This is a genomic window from Streptomyces sp. 7N604, assembly GCF_052245475.1.
Classification (GTDB): domain Bacteria; phylum Actinomycetota; class Actinomycetes; order Streptomycetales; family Streptomycetaceae; genus Streptomyces.
Genome location: NZ_JBQQBX010000018.1, coordinates 153,122 through 169,834, shown reverse-complemented (window position 1 = coordinate 169,834; position 16,713 = coordinate 153,122). Strand labels below are relative to the sequence as shown.

General features: G+C 70.8%; 12 protein-coding genes. 1 reads left to right on the top strand and 11 read right to left on the bottom strand.

Translation table 11 applies throughout. The features are described from left to right. Positions 1 to 1,203 (top strand): SLC13 family permease, encoded by a 1,203-nt coding sequence (locus ACTWP8_RS21085; protein WP_443323696.1) that lies wholly within the window; start codon positions 1 to 3, stop codon positions 1,201 to 1,203. Between the two features lie 15 nt (positions 1,204 to 1,218). Here the strand turns inward: ACTWP8_RS21085 and ACTWP8_RS21080 are convergent, their stop codons facing one another. The 11 genes from ACTWP8_RS21080 to trpM all read right to left on the bottom strand — a co-directional run bounded on the left by ACTWP8_RS21080 (position 1,219) and on the right by trpM (position 16,710). Then, positions 1,219 to 2,088, bottom strand: coding sequence for an inositol monophosphatase family protein (locus ACTWP8_RS21080; RefSeq protein WP_443323695.1), 870 nt, complete (start codon positions 2,086 to 2,088; stop codon positions 1,219 to 1,221). Continuing rightward, positions 2,069 to 2,752: a hypothetical protein gene (locus tag ACTWP8_RS21075; protein ID WP_443323694.1), complete on the bottom strand. Its 684-nt coding sequence runs from the start codon at positions 2,750 to 2,752 to the stop codon at positions 2,069 to 2,071. Before ACTWP8_RS21075 ends, ACTWP8_RS21080 begins: the two co-directional genes overlap by 20 nt. An 8-nt stretch (positions 2,753 to 2,760) precedes the next feature. After that, positions 2,761 to 3,723 (bottom strand): hypothetical protein, encoded by a 963-nt coding sequence (locus ACTWP8_RS21070; RefSeq protein WP_443323693.1) that lies wholly within the window; start codon positions 3,721 to 3,723, stop codon positions 2,761 to 2,763. A gap of 279 nt (positions 3,724 to 4,002) precedes the next feature. Beyond that, positions 4,003 to 5,463, bottom strand: a complete 1,461-nt coding sequence (locus ACTWP8_RS21065) for a glutamate synthase subunit beta (RefSeq protein WP_443323692.1) — start codon at positions 5,461 to 5,463, stop codon at positions 4,003 to 4,005. Next, positions 5,456 to 10,057: a glutamate synthase large subunit gene (gltB, locus tag ACTWP8_RS21060; protein WP_443323691.1), complete on the bottom strand. Its 4,602-nt coding sequence runs from the start codon at positions 10,055 to 10,057 to the stop codon at positions 5,456 to 5,458. Before gltB ends, ACTWP8_RS21065 begins: the two co-directional genes overlap by 8 nt. A gap of 328 nt (positions 10,058 to 10,385) precedes the next feature. Next, positions 10,386 to 11,117, bottom strand: coding sequence for a VIT1/CCC1 transporter family protein (locus ACTWP8_RS21055; RefSeq protein WP_443313444.1), 732 nt, complete (start codon positions 11,115 to 11,117; stop codon positions 10,386 to 10,388). A 490-nt stretch (positions 11,118 to 11,607) separates the two neighbouring features. Then, positions 11,608 to 12,669 carry a prolipoprotein diacylglyceryl transferase gene (lgt, locus tag ACTWP8_RS21050; RefSeq protein WP_443323690.1) on the bottom strand — a complete coding sequence of 354 codons (1,062 nt, stop codon included), beginning with the start codon at positions 12,667 to 12,669 and terminating at the stop codon, positions 11,608 to 11,610. A gap of 178 nt (positions 12,670 to 12,847) precedes the next feature. After that, positions 12,848 to 13,624, bottom strand: coding sequence for a DsbA family protein (locus ACTWP8_RS21045; RefSeq protein WP_443323689.1), 777 nt, complete (start codon positions 13,622 to 13,624; stop codon positions 12,848 to 12,850). An 86-nt stretch (positions 13,625 to 13,710) separates the two neighbouring features. After that, positions 13,711 to 14,526, bottom strand: a complete 816-nt coding sequence (trpA, locus tag ACTWP8_RS21040; RefSeq protein WP_443323688.1) for a tryptophan synthase subunit alpha — start codon at positions 14,524 to 14,526, stop codon at positions 13,711 to 13,713. After that, positions 14,523 to 15,809 (bottom strand): tryptophan synthase subunit beta, encoded by a 1,287-nt coding sequence (trpB, locus tag ACTWP8_RS21035; protein ID WP_443323687.1) that lies wholly within the window; start codon positions 15,807 to 15,809, stop codon positions 14,523 to 14,525. The genes trpA and trpB overlap by 4 nt, the downstream gene beginning before the upstream one ends. Before the next feature lie 736 nt (positions 15,810 to 16,545). Continuing rightward, positions 16,546 to 16,710 (bottom strand): tryptophan biosynthesis modulator TrpM, encoded by a 165-nt coding sequence (gene trpM / locus ACTWP8_RS21030; protein ID WP_443313439.1) that lies wholly within the window; start codon positions 16,708 to 16,710, stop codon positions 16,546 to 16,548. Positions 16,711 to 16,713 lie beyond the last annotated feature (3 nt).

Here is a 16,713-nt window from a genome sequence, read left to right as displayed (position 1 = left end):
ATGCTCTTGCATGTGCGCGCCATACAACGCCTGCATGTGCTGGACTGGTTGGCCGGGGGGATGCTGGCCTGCGGTCTGCTGTTCCTTGCCACAGGACTGCTTCCGGCGGAGCCTGCAGGGGACGCCATGGTCCGCATCGTGCCACTGCTCGCCTTCCTCGGCACGGTGATCGTGCTCGCCGAACTCACCAGCAGGGCAGAGGTGTTCGACGTGATCGCCTCGCGTGTGGCGCGTGCGGCGCGCGGCAGCTACGCGCTGTTGTTCGTGCTGTGCGTGGGATTCGCCTCGGTCACGACGATCACGCTCAACCTGGACACGACGGCGGTGCTGCTCACCCCCGTGATGCTGGCGCTCGCCGTGCGGGTGGGGATCGCGGCCGTTCCCCTGGCGATGACGACAGTGTGGCTGGCCAATACGGCGAGCCTGCTGCTGCCCGTGTCCAATCTGACCAATCTGCTGGCCGCGGACCGCGTCGCGCTCTCCCCCTCGGGCCTGGCCGGGAAGATGTGGGCTCCCCAACTGGCGGCCATCGCGGTCACTATGGCCTGCCTGTGGCTGTTCTACTGGCGCCGCGGCCGACGGGGCGCGGAGGTCTACACGCCAGCGGAGGTGCACCGGCCCGCCGACCGTGCACTGTTCCGGATCTGCGGGCTGGCCTGCGCGGGTTTTCTGCTGGCCATCCTGGTCGCCGACATTCCTCTGTGGACGGCGTCGGCGTCGGCCGCGGGGATCGCCGTCGCGGCCTTCGCGGTGCGCAGGCGGTCCGCGCTGCGGCTTTCCCTGGTGCCGTGGCGGCTGCTGGTCCTGGTGCCGGGGATGTTCCTGGTGGTGGAGACGGTCAATGTGAACGGGCTGCACGACGTGCTGTCGTCGGCCGTCGGCCCGGACGGCGGGCTGCTCGGCATGCTCCGTGCCGCCGCGGTCGGCGGGGGCCTGTCAAACCTACTGAACAACCTGCCCGTCTATCTGGCCGGGGAGTCGGCGGTTCCGGTCGGGAACCACGAGCAGTTACTGGCGCTCCTCATAGGGACCAATGTGGGCCCGGTGATCACGCCTTGGGCTTCGCTGGCGACGCTGCTGTGGTTCGAGCGCTGCCATGCGCAGGGTGTCCGGGTCTCGCTGAAGAGTTTCATGAGCACCGGATTGGTGCTCGCCGTCGGTGCCCTGCTGGCCTCCACCGCGGCGCTCGCGGTGACGGGATGAGATGCGGCACGGGCTTCAGCGCACGCCGATGGGTGCGCTCCGGCTGACCAGATCGAGTAGATACGGCATGTCCTCCGGCCGGCCGGCGACGAAACTGCGGTCGGTGTCAGGGCCCGTGACGCTGCCGTGAAACAGACTGCCGTCGAGGGCCCGGATCTCCAGGCCCGCCTCAGCAGCGAGCAGAGCGCCCGCAGGCAGATCGATGGCCTCCGCGCGGTAGCCGACGAAGCCGTCGATGTCCCCGCGGGCGAGCATGGACCAGGTCAGCAGCGGCGCCCACAGCTGCAGCAATCGCCGGGATCCGGACTCGAGGACTTCCTTGAGGGCGCGCGCGGAGGGGTCGTCGCGGGCGACCGCATGCCCCTGGGTCCAGGCGAGCAACGGCCCGGCGGGCGAGAGCGGTCGGGCGGGGCCTGTCATCCGTCCATGTGGCCCGTACGCGCCGCCGCCGGTCAGAGCCGTCCAGGTTCTGTCGGTCACCGGGTCGTGCACGACGCCGACCACGGGGGCGTCGTCGACGCAGAGCGCAATGCCGACGACGTAGGCGGGCAGGCCGATGACCACGTTGTTGCTGCCGTCGAGCGGATCGACGAGCCAGGTGCGGTGATGCGCGCCCTGCCCTCCGCCCTGGTCACCGTCGAGTGAGCCGGCCTCTTCGGCGAGGATCCGGTCATGCGGAAAGCGAGCCCGGATCCTCTTCACGATGAGGCGCTCGGCCATCAGGTCGAGGTCGGTGACCACGTCCCCGTGGTTGCCCTTCGTCCGGATGCCGTAGTCGTCTTGGAAGCGGGAGCGCAGCAGCGCGCCCGCTTCCCGTGCCGCGGCGACTGCCAGCTGCCGCTCGGCCGCGAACTGGTCTGCGGGGTCACTCGGCGTCAAGCGCATGGATCCTCCTGAGGACGGATCGTGCCGTCCGGGCCGTCTGTGCGGCATCGCATGTCTGTCGTACCACTCGATGCCTCGCGCCATGCACCGGTCCGAGGGACAGGTCGGAGTGCCCGGGGAGAGACCGGCCGAGCACCAGCGTGGCGGCCGCGCTGCCGTGCGGCACGATGGTGGTGTGGAACTCCCCAGCCGGAAGCGTGTAGATCTCGCCTCGGGCGCTGGTCTGTTCGGGGCCCGGCTCACAGCTCACCAGACGCGAAGTCGGCCGGATCTCGTCTACTCCAGAAGGTCTGCTGAGCACCTCGTACAGGCGGTGCGTGGGTTCCTTCGGGCGCTCGTGGACCCGTACGCGCAGATTGCCCACCTGGCCGTACAGCACACAGCTCGTCAGCTCCCAGCTGTGTGAGTGCACGGGTGAGGTGGTCGGCGCCGGCGTCGCACGGCCCGCGCTCGCGTCGAAGGAGTGCACGCAGACTCCGCGGTCGCCGTCGCGCTGCACGGGAAAGCAGAGGAAGCCGAGCGGGTGGCGGACGGCGCGCAGTCCGCGCCGGCCAGTGGCGATCTCCTCGAGGGCGGAGGCGGCTGCATCGAAGATCTCCGCGGTCGCTGCTCCGCCCCGGTCCATGGTCTGTTCGAGTAATCGGTGGTCCACGGGACTGCGCACTCGGTGGCTCACCTCCGGTACGGATTCTCCGCGTGCAGCGCCTTGTCGATGATGTCGCTGACGTCTCTGTCGGTGAACGTGGCCGGGAGTGGCAGACCCAGCCGTTCGAAGAGCCGGTGGGCTTCGTCGACCGTCGGCTCGTCACTGAGCGGTACGGTCCGGCGCAGGTCGAGAGTGACAGCCTGCTCCCGGCTCTGGTGGAGCTCCGTGACGTAGTAGTCGTAGAGCGGCCGGTCCCGCTCCACCAGCAGGTTGACCCGTCTCGGATCGTCCTGAGTGATGATCAGGCAGGAGGCGGACAGGTCGAATCGCAGCGTGGGGACGACCGACGACAGATGGACGTCGATCTCCAGGGTATCGAGCCGCTGCCGGTACCAGCAGCTGGCGAGCACCGTCGCGAACGACTCCTTGCGAGTCCGGTCGGCGCTCCAGCTGTCGGGAGGCACGACCTCCAGCCGGTGGGCGAACGTCTGCCGGAAGCGTGCGTACGCCGCGCAGGCCTGCTCGTCCGCCGGATTGACGATATCGATCTTGATCGTGAGAGAGCGGCGCTGGCGCTGCGCCTCCCGGACGCAGACCGGGAGGGTCACGGCGCGCAGATATGTTCCGGTGCCGCCCTTGAACACCCACCGGTCGGTGTTCTGGCGTGCCTGCTCCAGGGCTCGTTCCAGTTCGGAACTCGACAACGACCGCACCATGGTGAGGTCTTCGAGCGCGTGCCGCGTCCCGGTCGTCGCCTCCCGGATGTCGGCGATCCGCCGCCGACGCTCGGTCAGCGTCCCGAAGACGAGTGCGGCGAGCACCAGCAGGGTGGCTCCTGAGGTGATGTTGTTGTCGAGTTTCTCGTTGAAGATGTCCAGAAGACCGATGATCAGAGCGGCGCCGATGGCGACGACACCGTCCAAGTTCTTGAAGGTCCAGGCAACGGCGGTCTCGACCCTGTTCGCCGGCTGTGTGGTGCTGCGCGTCACTAGAGCTGGCCTCTCCCCCGGGTGCCCCCAATCGTAGGAGCGGAGCAAGGACCGCCGCCAGGAATTGCGCTCGTCACAGGTGCTTTCTGCGCCATGCACGACGGCCTGGCCGGGGGCGCGCGGAAACGAGAGCAGCGTCGGCAAGGCAGCCGGTCATGACCGACGCGCTGCAGACGCTCTGCGAACTGCCCAAGGACAGCCCGCGGCGCCTGCCTCCGGTCGGGAGAGAGGCAGGCGCCGCGGTTCCGTCCGCACGCCGTTGTACGGAACGCTCGTGGCTCAGACCGTCAGCGCGCGGTCCGTCGGGCGGATCGGGGCCGGGAGCGAGCTCGCGCCGGTGAGGAACCGGTCCACACCGCGGGCGGCGGAGCGGCCCTCGGCGATCGCCCAGACGATCAGCGACTGGCCGCGGCCCGCGTCGCCGGCGACGAAGACGCCGGGCACGTTGGTCGCGAAGTCGGCGTCGCGCGCGATGTTGCCGCGGGCGTCCAGCTCCAGTCCGAACTGCTGGACCAGGCCGTTCTCCTGGTCCGTTCCGGTGAAGCCCATGGCCAGCGTGACGAGCTGGGCCGGGATCTTCCGCTCGGTTCCCGGCTTCTGCTCCAGCTTGCCGTCCTTGAACTCCACCTCGACCAGGTGCAGGAACTGCACATTGCCGTCCTCGTCGCCCTCGAAGTGGGTCGTGGAGACGGAGTAGACCCGCTCGCCGCCCTCCTCGTGGGCCGAGGTGACCTTGTAGAGCATCGGGAAGGTCGGCCACGGCTGGTTGGCGTTCCGCTCCTCGCCCGGCCTCGGCATGATCTCCAGCTGGGTGACGGAGGCCGCGCCCTGCCGGTGGGCCGTGCCGACGCAGTCCGCGCCGGTGTCGCCGCCGCCGATGACGACGACGTGCTTGCCCTCCGCGGTGATCGGCGGGGCGACGAAGTCGCCCTCCTGCACCTTGTTGGACAGCGGCAGGTACTCCATCGCCTGGTAGATCCCGGACAGCTCGCGCCCCGGCACCGGCAGGTCGCGCGCGGTGGTGGCACCGGCCGCGATGACGACCGCGTCATAGCGGTTGCGCAGCTTGGCCGCGTTGATGTCGCGGCCGATCTCCACGCCCGTACGGAACTTGGTGCCCTCCGCGCGCATCTGCTCGATGCGGCGGTTGATGTGGCGCTTCTCCATCTTGAACTCGGGGATGCCGTAGCGCAGCAGGCCGCCGATACGGTCGGCGCGCTCGTACACCGCGACGGTGTGGCCGGCCCGGGTCAGCTGCTGGGCGGCCGCGAGCCCTGCCGGGCCCGAGCCGATGACGGCGACGGTCTTGCCGGAGAGACGCTCCGGCTGCTGCGGGGTGACGTCACCGGTCTCCCACGCCTTGTCGATGATGGTGACCTCGACGTTCTTGATGGTCACCGCGGGCTGGTTGATGCCCAGCACGCAGGCCGACTCGCACGGGGCCGGGCACAGCCGCCCAGTGAACTCCGGGAAGTTGTTGGTGGCGTGCAGCCGCTCGCTGGCCTCGCTCCAGTCCTCGCGGTAGGCGAAGTCGTTCCACTCGGGAATGAGGTTCCCGAGCGGGCAGCCGTTGTGGCAGAACGGGATGCCGCAGTCCATGCAGCGGCCGGCCTGCTTGCTGATGATGGGCAGCAGCGAGCCCGGCTTGTAGACCTCGTTCCAGTCCTTGACGCGCTCCTCGACCGGACGGGTCTCGGCGACTTCGCGCCCGGTGGTCAGGAAGCCCTTGGGGTCAGCCATTGGTCGCCGCCTCCATCATCTTCTCGTGGGTCTCGGACTCGGAGAGCCCGGCTCGCTCGGCGGCGTCCTTGGCGGCGAGCACTGCCTTGTACGTGGCCGGCGTGACCTTGCTGAAGCGAGTCACGGCCGTGTCCCAGTCGGCGAGGAGCTTCTCGGCGACGGTGGAGCCGGTCTCCTCGTGGTGGCGGCGCACGACATCGTGCAGCCACTGCCGGTCGTCGGCGTCCAGCGGCCCGACGGCCGGCACCAGGTCCTTGTTGACGTTGTCGGCGTCCAGGTCGATGACGTACGCGAAGCCGCCCGACATGCCGGCCGCGAAGTTGCGGCCGGTCGACCCGAGGACGACCGCGTTGCCACCGGTCATGTACTCGCAACCGTGGTCGCCCACGCCCTCGGACACCACCGTCGCCCCGGAGTTGCGGACGCAGAAGCGCTCGCCGACCCGGCCGCGGAGGAAGATCTCACCGCCGGTCGCGCCGTACGCGATGGTGTTGCCCGCGATGGTCGAGAACTCGGCCAGGTGGTCGGCGCCCCGGTCCGGGCGGACGACGAGCCGGCCGCCGGAGAGGCCCTTGCCGACGTAGTCGTTGGTGTCGCCCTCCAGGCGCAGGGTGACGCCGCGCGGCACGAAGGCGCCGAACGACTGGCCCGCGGAGCCGGTGAAGGTGATGTCGATGGTGTCGTCGGGCAGGCCCGCGCCACCGAACTTCTTCGTCACCTCGTGGCCCAGCATGGTGCCGACGGTGCGGTTGATGTTGCGGATGGCGACCTGCGCGCGGACGGGCTGCGCGTCCTCGGCGGTGTCCGCGGTCAGGGCGTCGGCCGCGAGCTTGATCAGCTCGTTGTCGAGCGCCTTCTCCAGACCGTGGTCCTGCTCGACGGCCTGGTGGCGTACGGCGCCGTCCGGCAGGTCCGGCACGTGCAGCAGCGGCTCGAGGTCCAGGCCCTGCGCCTTCCAGTGGTTCACGGCCCGCCGGGTGTCGAGGACCTCGGCGTGGCCGACGGCCTCCTCGAGCGTACGGAAGCCCAGCTCGGCCAGCAGCTCGCGGACCTCCTCGGCGATGAACTCGAAGAAGTTCACGACGAATTCGGCCTTGCCGTTGTACCGCTCGCGCAGCACCGGGTTCTGGGTGGCGATGCCGACCGGGCAGGTGTCCAGGTGGCAGACGCGCATCATCACGCAGCCGGAGACCACCAGCGGCGCGGTCGCGAAGCCGAACTCCTCGGCGCCGAGCAGCGCGGCGACGACCACGTCACGGCCGGTCTTCAGCTGGCCGTCGGTCTGCACGACGATACGGTCGCGCAGGCCGTTGAGCAGCAGCGTCTGCTGGGTCTCGGCCAGGCCCAGCTCCCAGGGGCCGCCCGCGTGCTTCAGCGAGGTGAGCGGCGAGGCGCCCGTACCGCCGTCGTGTCCCGAGATCAGCACGACGTCCGCGTGCGCCTTGGAGACACCGGCGGCGACGGTGCCGACGCCGACCTCCGAGACCAGCTTGACGTGAATGCGCGCCTGCGGGTTGGCGTTCTTCAGGTCGTGGATCAGCTGGGCCAGGTCCTCGATGGAGTAGATGTCGTGGTGCGGCGGCGGGGAGATGAGCCCCACGCCCGGGGTCGAGTGCCGGGTCTTGGCCACCCACGGGTACACCTTGTGCCCCGGCAGCTGGCCGCCCTCGCCGGGCTTCGCGCCCTGCGCCATCTTGATCTGGATGTCGTCGGAGTTGACCAGGTACTCGCTGGTCACGCCGAAGCGGCCGGAGGCGACCTGCTTGATCGCGGACCGGCGGGCCGGGTCGTACAGACGGTCCGGGTCCTCGCCGCCCTCACCGGTGTTGGACTTGCCGCCCAGCCGGTTCATGGCGATGGCGAGGGTCTCGTGCGCCTCCTTGGAGATGGAGCCGTACGACATGGCGCCGGTGGAGAAGCGCTTGACGATCTCGCTGACCGGCTCGACCTCGTCGATCGAGATCGGCTCGCGGTCGCTCTTGAAGCCGAACAGGCCGCGCAGCGTCATCAGCCGCTCGGACTGGTGGTCCACGCGCTCGGTGTACTGCTTGAAGATGTCGTAGCGGCGGGAGCGCGTGGAGTGCTGCAGCCGGAAGACCGTCTCCGGGTCGAAGAGGTGCGGCTCGCCCTCGCGGCGCCACTGGTACTCGCCGCCGATGTCCAGCGTGCGGTGCGCCGGGGCGATGCCGGAGGCCGGGTACGCCTTGGCGTGCCGCTCGGCGACCTCACGGGCGATGACGTCCAGGCCCGCGCCGCCGATCTTCGTGGCGGTGCCGTGGAAGTACGCGTCCACGAACTCCTGGTCCAGGCCGACCGCTTCGAAGACCTGCGCGCCGCGGTAGGAGGCGACGGTGGAGATGCCCATCTTGGACATCACCTTCAGCACGCCCTTGCCCAGCGCCTTGATGAGGTTCTTGATCGCGATCTCGGCGTCGGCACCGGGCAGGAAGGTGCCCGCGCGGACCAGGTCCTCGACCGACTCCATGGCGAGGTACGGGTTGACGGCCGCGGCGCCGTAGCCGATGAGCAGCGCGACGTGGTGCACCTCGCGGACGTCGCCGGCCTCGACCAGCAGCCCGACGTGGGTGCGCTGCTTCGTACGGATCAGGTGGTGGTGGACCGCGGAGGTGAGCAGCAGCGACGGGATCGGCGCGTGCTCGGCGTCCGAGTGCCGGTCGGAGAGCACGATGAGGCGGGCGCCGCCGGCGATGGCGGAGTCGGCCTCGGCGCAGATCTCGGCGATCCGGGCGGCCAGCGCCTCGCCTCCGCCGCCGACCCGGTAGAGGCCGGAGAGGGTCACGGCCTTGAAGCCGGGCAGGTCGCCGTCGGCGTTGATGTGGATGAGCTTGGCCAGCTCGTCGTTGTCGATCACCGGGAACGGCAGGGTGACGCTGCGGCAGGAGGCCGCGTTCGGCTCGAGCAGGTTGCCCTGCGGGCCGAGCGAGGAGATCAGCGAGGTGACGAGCTCCTCACGGATGGCGTCCAGCGGCGGGTTGGTGACCTGCGCGAACAGCTGGGTGAAGTAGTCGAAGAGCAGCCGGGGCCGCTCGGACAGCGCGGCGATCGGCGAGTCGGTGCCCATCGAACCGATCGGCTCGGCGCCGGTCTTGGCCATCGGCGCGAGGAGGACGCGCAGCTCCTCCTCGGTGTAGCCGAAGGTCTGCTGGCGGCGGGTGACCGAGGCGTGGGTGTGGACGATGTGCTCGCGCTCGGGCAGGTCCTCGACGTCGATGAGCCCGACCTCGAGCCACTCCTCGTAGGGCTGCTCGGCGGCGAGCTGCGCCTTGATCTCGTCGTCCTCGATGATGCGGTGCTCGGCAGTGTCGACGAGGAACATCCGGCCCGGCTGGAGGCGGCCCTTGCGGACGACCTTGGAGGGGTCGATGTCGAGCACGCCGACCTCGGAGGAGAGCACGACGAGGCCGTCGTCGGTGACCCAGTAGCGGCCGGGGCGCAGGCCGTTGCGGTCGAGTACGGCGCCGACCTGGGTGCCGTCGGTGAAGGTGACGCAGGCGGGGCCGTCCCAGGGCTCCATCATCGTGGAGTGGAAGCGGTAGAAGGCGCGGCGGGCCGGGTCCATGGAGGAGTGGTTCTCCCACGCCTCGGGGACCATCATCAGCACCGCGTGCGGCAGCGAGCGCCCGCCGAGGTGGAGCAGCTCCAGGACCTCGTCGAAGGACGCGGAGTCCGAGGCCCCGGGCGTACACACGGGGAAGGTCCGCTCGAGGGCCTTCTCCCCGAAGTGCTCGCTGGCCAGCATCGACTCGCGCGCCCGCATCCAGTTGCGGTTGCCCTGGACGGTGTTGATCTCGCCGTTGTGGGCGACGAACCGGTACGGGTGGGCCAGCGGCCAGCTCGGGAAGGTGTTCGTCGAGAAGCGCGAGTGGACCAGCGCGACGGCGGTGGCGAAGCGGCGGTCGGACAGGTCGGGGAAGAACGGCTCGAGCTGCCCGGTGGTGAGCATGCCCTTGTAGACGATGGTCCGCGCGGAGAGCGAGGGGAAGTAGACCCCGGACTCGCGCTCGGCGCGCTTGCGCAGCACGAACGCCTTGCGGTCGAGGGCGATGCCGCTCGCCGTACCGTCCCGGTCCGCGACGAACAGCTGGCGGAAGGCGGGCATGGTGGCACGTGCGCCGCTGCCGAGCATCTCGGGGGCGACGGGCACCTCGCGCCAGCCGAGGACGCTCAGGCCCTCCTCGGCGGCGATGGTCTCGATGCGGGTGGCGGCGTCCGCGCCACCGGGGCCGTCCGCGGGCAGGAAGGCGATGCCGACGGCGTACGAGCCGGCCTCGGGCAGAGCGAATCCGACGGTCTCACGCAGGAAGGCGTCCGGAATCTGCAGCAGGATGCCCGCGCCGTCGCCGGAGTCCGGGTCGGAGCCGGTGGCACCGCGGTGCTCGAGGTTGCGCAGCACGGTGAGAGCCTGCTCCACGAGCTCGTGGCTGGCCTCGCCGGTGAGGGTGGCCACGAAGCCGACACCGCAGGCGTCGTGCTCGTTGTGCGGGTCGTACATTCCCTGCGGGGCGGGGCGCCCGTCCATGGGCGACCAGGCGGCAGTGGCGCCGCTGGTCGAGTGCGTGGACGCGGAACGCATCGGCTCTCCCGTCGTCGTCGTGGCAGTGTCAGTGCCGAGGGACGACGTTGGCCCTCTGCGCAGCAAATTTTCGTGCAGGTTACATGATGGCCCGCTTCTCGAGAAGCGGATGCTTCATTCCAACATGCGGACACCGCCCGGGTGCGGTGAGGAGGGGGGCGAACACGGACGGATCGACATCCGCTACCCCAGGGCGCTGAAGGCGACACTGCCTGAAGCGCTTCGGGCTCATGCCCATTCGTAAACGAGCTGAAACCGATGAGAAACCTGTGGCTGCTGCCGGACCGCCCGAGGCCCTGCCCGCCTTGCCCGCCGTCCTGCGCCCGCGCTAACCGACGGCGGTGCCGAAGAGCACACCGAGCCCGTAGGTGACCGCAGCCGCGGCCCCACCCAGTATCAGCTGTCGGAGCCCGCTGTACCACCACATGCGGGCCGTGACCCTGGCCACGACGGCGCCACAGGCGAAGAGCCCGAGCAGCGCCAGCAGGGCGGCGGGCCACAGCGTCGTGGCCCCGAGCAGGTACGGCAGTACAGGCAGCAGCGCGCCCAGCGCGAAGGACCCGAACGACGATACGGCCGCGACAGCCGGTGAGGGAAGGTCCGAGGGGTCGATCCCGAGCTCCTCCCTCGCGTGGATCTCCAGCGCCTGCTCGGGATCCTTGGACAGCTGCTTGGCGACCTCGCGCGCGAGCTTCGGCTCGACGCCCCGCGACTCGTACAGCGCGGCGAGCTCCTTCTGCTCGTCCTTGGGGTGGCTGCGCAGCTCGCGCCGCTCCACCTCCAGCTCGGCGAGGACCAGCTCGCGCTGGGAGGCGACGGAGGTGTACTCACCGGCGGCCATCGAGAAGGCCCCGGCGGCGAGACCGGCGAGACCGGTGATCACGATGGTGCCGGACGACACGCTCCCACCGGCGACGCCGCTGATCAGCGCGAGGTTGGAGACGAGCCCGTCCATGGCACCGAAGACCGCGGGGCGCAGCCAGCCACCGTTGACGTCGCGGTGGGTGTGGTTGTCGCGGTGCGCCTGGTGCAGATCGGCTGTGGAATCGATGACGGACATCGCCCCTGGTGCTCCTTCCTCCCCCGGAGTCCCCTGGGGTTCCCCCGGCTTCCCCGGACCAACGGGCATCCGGGCTTGCGCCCTTGCCCCAACGCCTCGAAGGTACGCACGATTCCTCAAGATCCGCTAGCAAGGAAGGCCGAACTTACCGCCCTGACCTGCGGCTTCTCCCGCGAAGAGCTTCAGCGGACCACGGGGGGAGCGCCGCCGCCCGCACGCTGCGGCGCCGCGCGCGACCGCCTTTCCGGGCCGCCGGCCGCTTGCTGCGAGCTTCGGCGACACGGCGCAGGGTCACCGCCCTGTCACCGCCCTGCGGTGAGCTGCACGAAGCCGCGGACAGTCCGCTGCGGCGGAACCTCGGGCGGCCCTTGCGCCCCCGCCTGCGGCGCCGGGTGAGCGTGGTGGCCTTCGGGTGGGCTGGGGCCGGGCGCAGGGCGGCCGCCGGTCCGCTTGGGCGGGCCGGCGGCCGTAAAGCCTGCGGCGTGAGCGGTCAGCGCTTCTTCGAGGCGCCTGCTTCCGCCTCCGAGGCGGAGTCCGCCTCGTCCTTCTCCGCGGCCGCGCCGCGGTCGGCATCCGCGTCGGCGTCGGCGGCGGGCTCGGCGGCGGGCTCGCCGTCCGCAGCCGGATCCGCGTCGCCGTCCGAGGCGGCCCCGGCCTCCGCCGGGTCGGCCTCGTCGGCCGCCGCGGAGCCGTCGCTCTGCGCCGCCTCCGCCTTCTCCGCCCGCGCGGCCTCCGCCGCCGGTTCGACCACGGTCTCGCGCCCCGGCCTGCGCCTCGCCGAGATGATCATGTAGGTGACGGCGGCCAGGAAGACGACGACCGACGTCCAGACGTTGAGCCGGACGCCCAGGATGTGGTGGGCCTCGTCGATGCGCATGTACTCGATCCAGCCGCGCCCCACCGTGTACGCGGCCACGTACAGCGCGAAAGCCCGCCCGTGCCCCAGCTTGAAGCGCCGGTCGGCCCACAGGACCAGCAGCGCCACGCCCACGCACCACAGCGACTCGTACAGGAAGGTCGGGTGGTACGTCCCGGCGATCCGGCCGCTGTCCGGGTCGCCGTCGATCTTCAGCGCCCACGGCAGGTCGGTCGCCCGCCCGTACAGCTCCTGGTTGAACCAGTTGCCCCAGCGCCCGATCGCCTGGGCGAAGGCGATGCCGGGCGCGACCGCGTCCGCGTACGCCGGGAGCGGGATCCCCCGGCGTCGGCAGCCGATCCACGCGCCAACCGCGCCCAGGGCGATCGCGCCCCAGATACCGAGGCCGCCCTCCCAGATCTTGAAGGCGTCGACCCAGTTGCCGTCCTTGCCGAAGTACGGCTCGTACGTGGTGATCACGTGATAGAGGCGTCCGCCGACCAGGCCGAACGGCACCGCCCAGACGGCGATGTCCGCCACCGTCCCGGACAGGCCGCCCCGGGCGACCCACCGGCGGCCGCCGAGCCAGACGGCGAGGAAGACGCCGATGATGATGCAGAACGCGTAGCCGCGCAGCGGGATCGGTCCGAGGTGGATCACGCCGGTCGACGGGCTGGGAATGTATGCGAGGTCCATGGCAGAACCGAACCTACCGTGCGCCCGTACCCGCGGCCCAGCCCGGCCGCCACATCGGCGCCCGGCCGTATCGCTCGCCAGGACGCCGGATGCCGCCGTCTCCCCGGCGGGAACCCGGTTGGATCCCCGGTGGGAGAGCGGCGGCATCCGGTGCGGCCCCACGACGCGACGCGACGCGTCAGGACTGCTGCTGCGCGGTGTCCTCGACCGTCTTTTTCAGCTTCTCCGGCGTCAGCGGGTCCTGCTGGTTGCTGTTGACGTCCTTGCCGTTGAGAAGGACCGTCGGCGTGCCCCGGTGGCCGGAGCTGGTGAAGGCGCTGTTGGACTTGTCCACCCAGCCGTCGTGGCTACCCTCGTTCACGCACTTCCTGAACTCGGCCGTGGCCAGCCCTTCGACCTTGCCCGCCAGCTCGATCAGACGGCCCTTGTTCGCGAAGGCGTCGTCCTGCTCCGGCGGCTGGTTCCGGTAGAGCACGTCGTGGTACGCCTGGAACTTCCCGGCGTCCTGCGCGCACGCCGCGGCGTTGGCCGCGTTACGGGAGCCGCTGCCGCCCAGGTTGCCGTCGATGATCGTCGCCAGGTGGTACTCGGTCTTGAGCTGCCCCTTGTCCTGCAGCTCGTGGATCGTGTCCCGGAAGCCGTTCTCGAACTGGCCGCACGCCGGGCAGCGGAAGTCCTCGTAAACGGTGAGAGTGGACGGCGCCGAGGCCTTGCCGACCGGGATCGCGAGGCTGTCCTCGCCGTTCGCGCCCGTCGGCGCGACCACGGGCCCGTCCCCGTCACCACCCGCCTGCGACACCGCGAAGCCGACACCCGCGGCGATACCGAGCACGGCGACGCCGCCCACGCCGACGATCAGCGCACGCCTGCGCCTCTCGCGGACCCGGTCCCGCTCGCGCTCTTCCTGCAGCCGTTCGCGTGCGCTGCGCTTACCCTCACGGTTCTTCTCGCTCACACCCGGGGAAACGAACCGGGGAGGCACCAGCGTGCCTCCCCGGTCACAGATCCACCCTTACGAGCTACCGCCCGAGGCGCTCCGCCTCAGGCTCTGCGGCGCACACCCTCCGCCAGCTCCCCCGCGAGCGCCCGGACCCCCGCAAGACCCGCCTCGGCGTCGGGCGCGTCCAGCATCCGCTTGACGAAGGCCGAGCCGACGATCACGCCGTCCGCGAACCCGGCCACCTCCGCGGCCTGGTCGGCGTTGGAGACCCCGAGCCCGACGCACACCGGCAGCTCGGTCGTCGCCCGGGTGCGCCGTACCAGGTCCTGGGCCTGCGCGCCCACCGACTCGCGCGTACCGGTCACGCCCATCAGCGACGCCGCGTACACGAAGCCCGTGCCGGCCGCCGTGATCTTCGCGAGCCGGTCGTCGCGGCTGCTGGGCGCGACGACGAAGACCGTCGCAAGACCGTGCTGCTCCGCCGCCTTCCGCCACACCTCGGACTCCTCGACCGGCAGGTCGGGCAGGATGCAGCCCGCTCCCCCGGCCTCGGCCAGCTCGGCGGCGAAGCGCTCGATGCCGTAGCGGTCGATCGGGTTCCAGTACGTCATGACGAGCACCGGCTTCCCGGTCGCCCCGTGGGCCTCGCGGACCGTGCGCAGCACGTCCGCGATCTTCACGCCGCCGCGCAGTGCGATGTCGTCGGCGGTCTGGATGACCGGCCCGTCGAGGACCGGGTCGCTGTGCGGCAGCCCGACCTCGACGACGTCGGCGCCGCCGTCGAAAGCCGCCTTGACCGCGTCGATGCCGCCGTCGACGGTCGGGAACCCGGCCGGAAGGTAGGCGATGAGCGGGGACCGTCCCTCGGCCTTGGCGGCCGCGAGGGTGTCGCTCAACAGCTTGATGTTCCCGCTCACTTCGTGTCCTCCCGGATCTCGGCGATCCCGCCGCCCCCGTCGGCCTCGACCGTCGCGTCCGTGTCGTACAGCCCGAAGTAGCGGGCGGCCGTGTCCATGTCCTTGTCGCCGCGGCCCGACAGATTCACCAGGATCAGGCCGTCCTTCCCCAGCTCCCGGCCGAGGTCGAGCGCCCCGGCGAGCGCGTGGGCGCTCTCGATGGCCGGAATGATGCCCTCGGTCCGCGACAGCAGCCGCAGCGCCTGCATCGCCTCGTCGTCCGTGACCGGGCGGTACTCGGCGCGGCCCGCGTCCTTGAGGTACGAGTGCTCGGGACCGATGCCGGGGTAGTCCAGGCCCGCCGAGATCGAGTACGGCTCGGTGATCTGGCCTTCCTCGTCCTGGAGGACGTACGAGCGCGAGCCGTGCAGGATGCCGGGCTCGCCGACGCTCAGGGTCGCGGCGTGCTCGCCGGACTCGACGCCGTGGCCCGCGGCCTCCATGCCGACGAGACGGACCTTCTCGTCCGGGATGAAGGCGTGGAACAGCCCGATCGCGTTGGACCCGCCGCCGACGCAGGCGGCGACGGCGTCCGGCAGCCGGCCCGTACGCTCCAGGATCTGCCTCCGCGCCTCCACGCCGATGACCCGGTGGAAGTCCCGGACCATCGCGGGGAACGGGTGCGGCCCGGCGACCGTGCCGAACAGGTAGTGCGTCCGGTCGACATTCGCGACCCAGTCGCGGAACGCCTCGTTGATCGCGTCCTTCAGCGTCCGGCTGCCGGACTTGACGGCCACGACCTCGGCGCCGAGCATCCGCATCCGCGCGACGTTGAGGGCCTGCCGCTGGGTGTCGATCTCACCCATGTAGATCACGCACTCGAGCCCGAAGAGGGCGCAGGCCGTGGCCGTGGCGACACCGTGCTGGCCGGCGCCCGTCTCGGCGATGACGCGGGTCTTGCCCATGCGCTTGGTGAGCAGGGCCTGGCCGAGCACGTTGTTGATCTTGTGCGAGCCCGTGTGGTTCAGATCTTCCCTCTTCAGGAAGATCCGGGCCCCGCCCGCGTGCCCGGCGAACCGGGGCACCTCGGTGAGAGGGCTCGGGCGGCCGGTGTAGTCGACGAGCAGCTCGTCGAGCTCGGCGGCGAAAGCCGGGTCGGCCTTCGCCTTCTCGTACTCGGCGGCCACCTCGTCGACCGCGGCGACGAGCGCCTCGGGGATGAACTTGCCGCCGAACGCGCCGAAGTAGCCCTGCGCGCTGGGGATCCGACCCTCCGGGTCGGGGATGAAGAAGTCAGAGGACATCCGACGTACTCCTCGGAAGGGGCTCGCGCCCCGAAAGTCTCGGTATGTGAACAAGGTACGCGTTGGCTGCGCTGGGCTTCTCTGGCTTCTGCCGCTACGCGGCAGGTCCTCCTCCCACCCACCCGCCCCTATGTTCCTTCGGAACCGACGGGCCTCCTCCCGCCCGCCTTGAAGACGGGTGGATGAGAGCCCTACAGGCGGCGGGCACTGGACTGGCCCGGCCAGGTGTTCCCAGCGCGGTTCGAACCGGCCCAGGCCCGGGCCCGGGCCGGCAGACCGGCGGGAACGCCGTAGGCAGCAGAACCCACAGGACCACGGTGGGCAGGCCGTTGATTCCGCCAGGACCACCCAGCCACAGGGCCCGGGACCCACGGAACCACCACCCAGGCAGGCGGCCAGTGGGCCACTAGGCGGAGCCACCCAGGCAACTCCGCAGCAGACCACCGGCCGCAGGCACCCAGCCAGTCCCTGCGACGCAGGACCGCATCGGCTACCGCGCAGCCGCCCAGCAGGTCTTCAACGGGCCGCATGCTGCCCAGGCTCCGCATAAGACCACTGGGCGATCAACACCCGCAGCGGGGGCCATGCGCCCCGGACCCGCAGGGGCCACAGGGGTGCCCGGCAGTCCAGGGCTTCGCTGGGGCACCGGCGGGAGGCACTGGCCCCGGCACTGCCGGGAACCGCCGGAACCGCCGGAACCGCCGGAACCGCCGAAAACCGCCAGCCAGCCGGATGGCTAAAGCGCAGCCGCCAGGCGCCATCGCATCCCGTTGACCTGCCCCGGCTCGCAGCCGATCACATAGCGCACCCGGCGTCCCCGGACGCGCCGCGCAGGCGCACGGCAGCCGCGCGGCCTGCAGCCGCGCGCCAGCCGCGCCATCCGCGCGTAGACATCCTGCATCGC

Coding starts and splice junctions, on each gene's coding strand:
- ACTWP8_RS21065 (WP_443323692.1), bottom strand. CDS start 5,463: ATGGCTGACCCCAAGGGCTTCCTGACCACCGGGCGCGAAGTCGCCGAG.
- trpM (WP_443313439.1), bottom strand. CDS start 16,710: ATGCAGGATGTCTACGCGCGGATGGCGCGGCTGGCGCGCGGCTGCAGG.
- ACTWP8_RS21055 (WP_443313444.1), bottom strand. CDS start 11,117: ATGTCCGTCATCGATTCCACAGCCGATCTGCACCAGGCGCACCGCGAC.
- lgt (WP_443323690.1), bottom strand. CDS start 12,669: ATGGACCTCGCATACATTCCCAGCCCGTCGACCGGCGTGATCCACCTC.
- gltB (WP_443323691.1), bottom strand. CDS start 10,057: ATGCGTTCCGCGTCCACGCACTCGACCAGCGGCGCCACTGCCGCCTGG.
- ACTWP8_RS21080 (WP_443323695.1), bottom strand. CDS start 2,088: ATGCGCTTGACGCCGAGTGACCCCGCAGACCAGTTCGCGGCCGAGCGG.
- trpB (WP_443323687.1), bottom strand. CDS start 15,809: ATGTCCTCTGACTTCTTCATCCCCGACCCGGAGGGTCGGATCCCCAGC.
- ACTWP8_RS21085 (WP_443323696.1), top strand. CDS start 1: ATGCTCTTGCATGTGCGCGCCATACAACGCCTGCATGTGCTGGACTGG.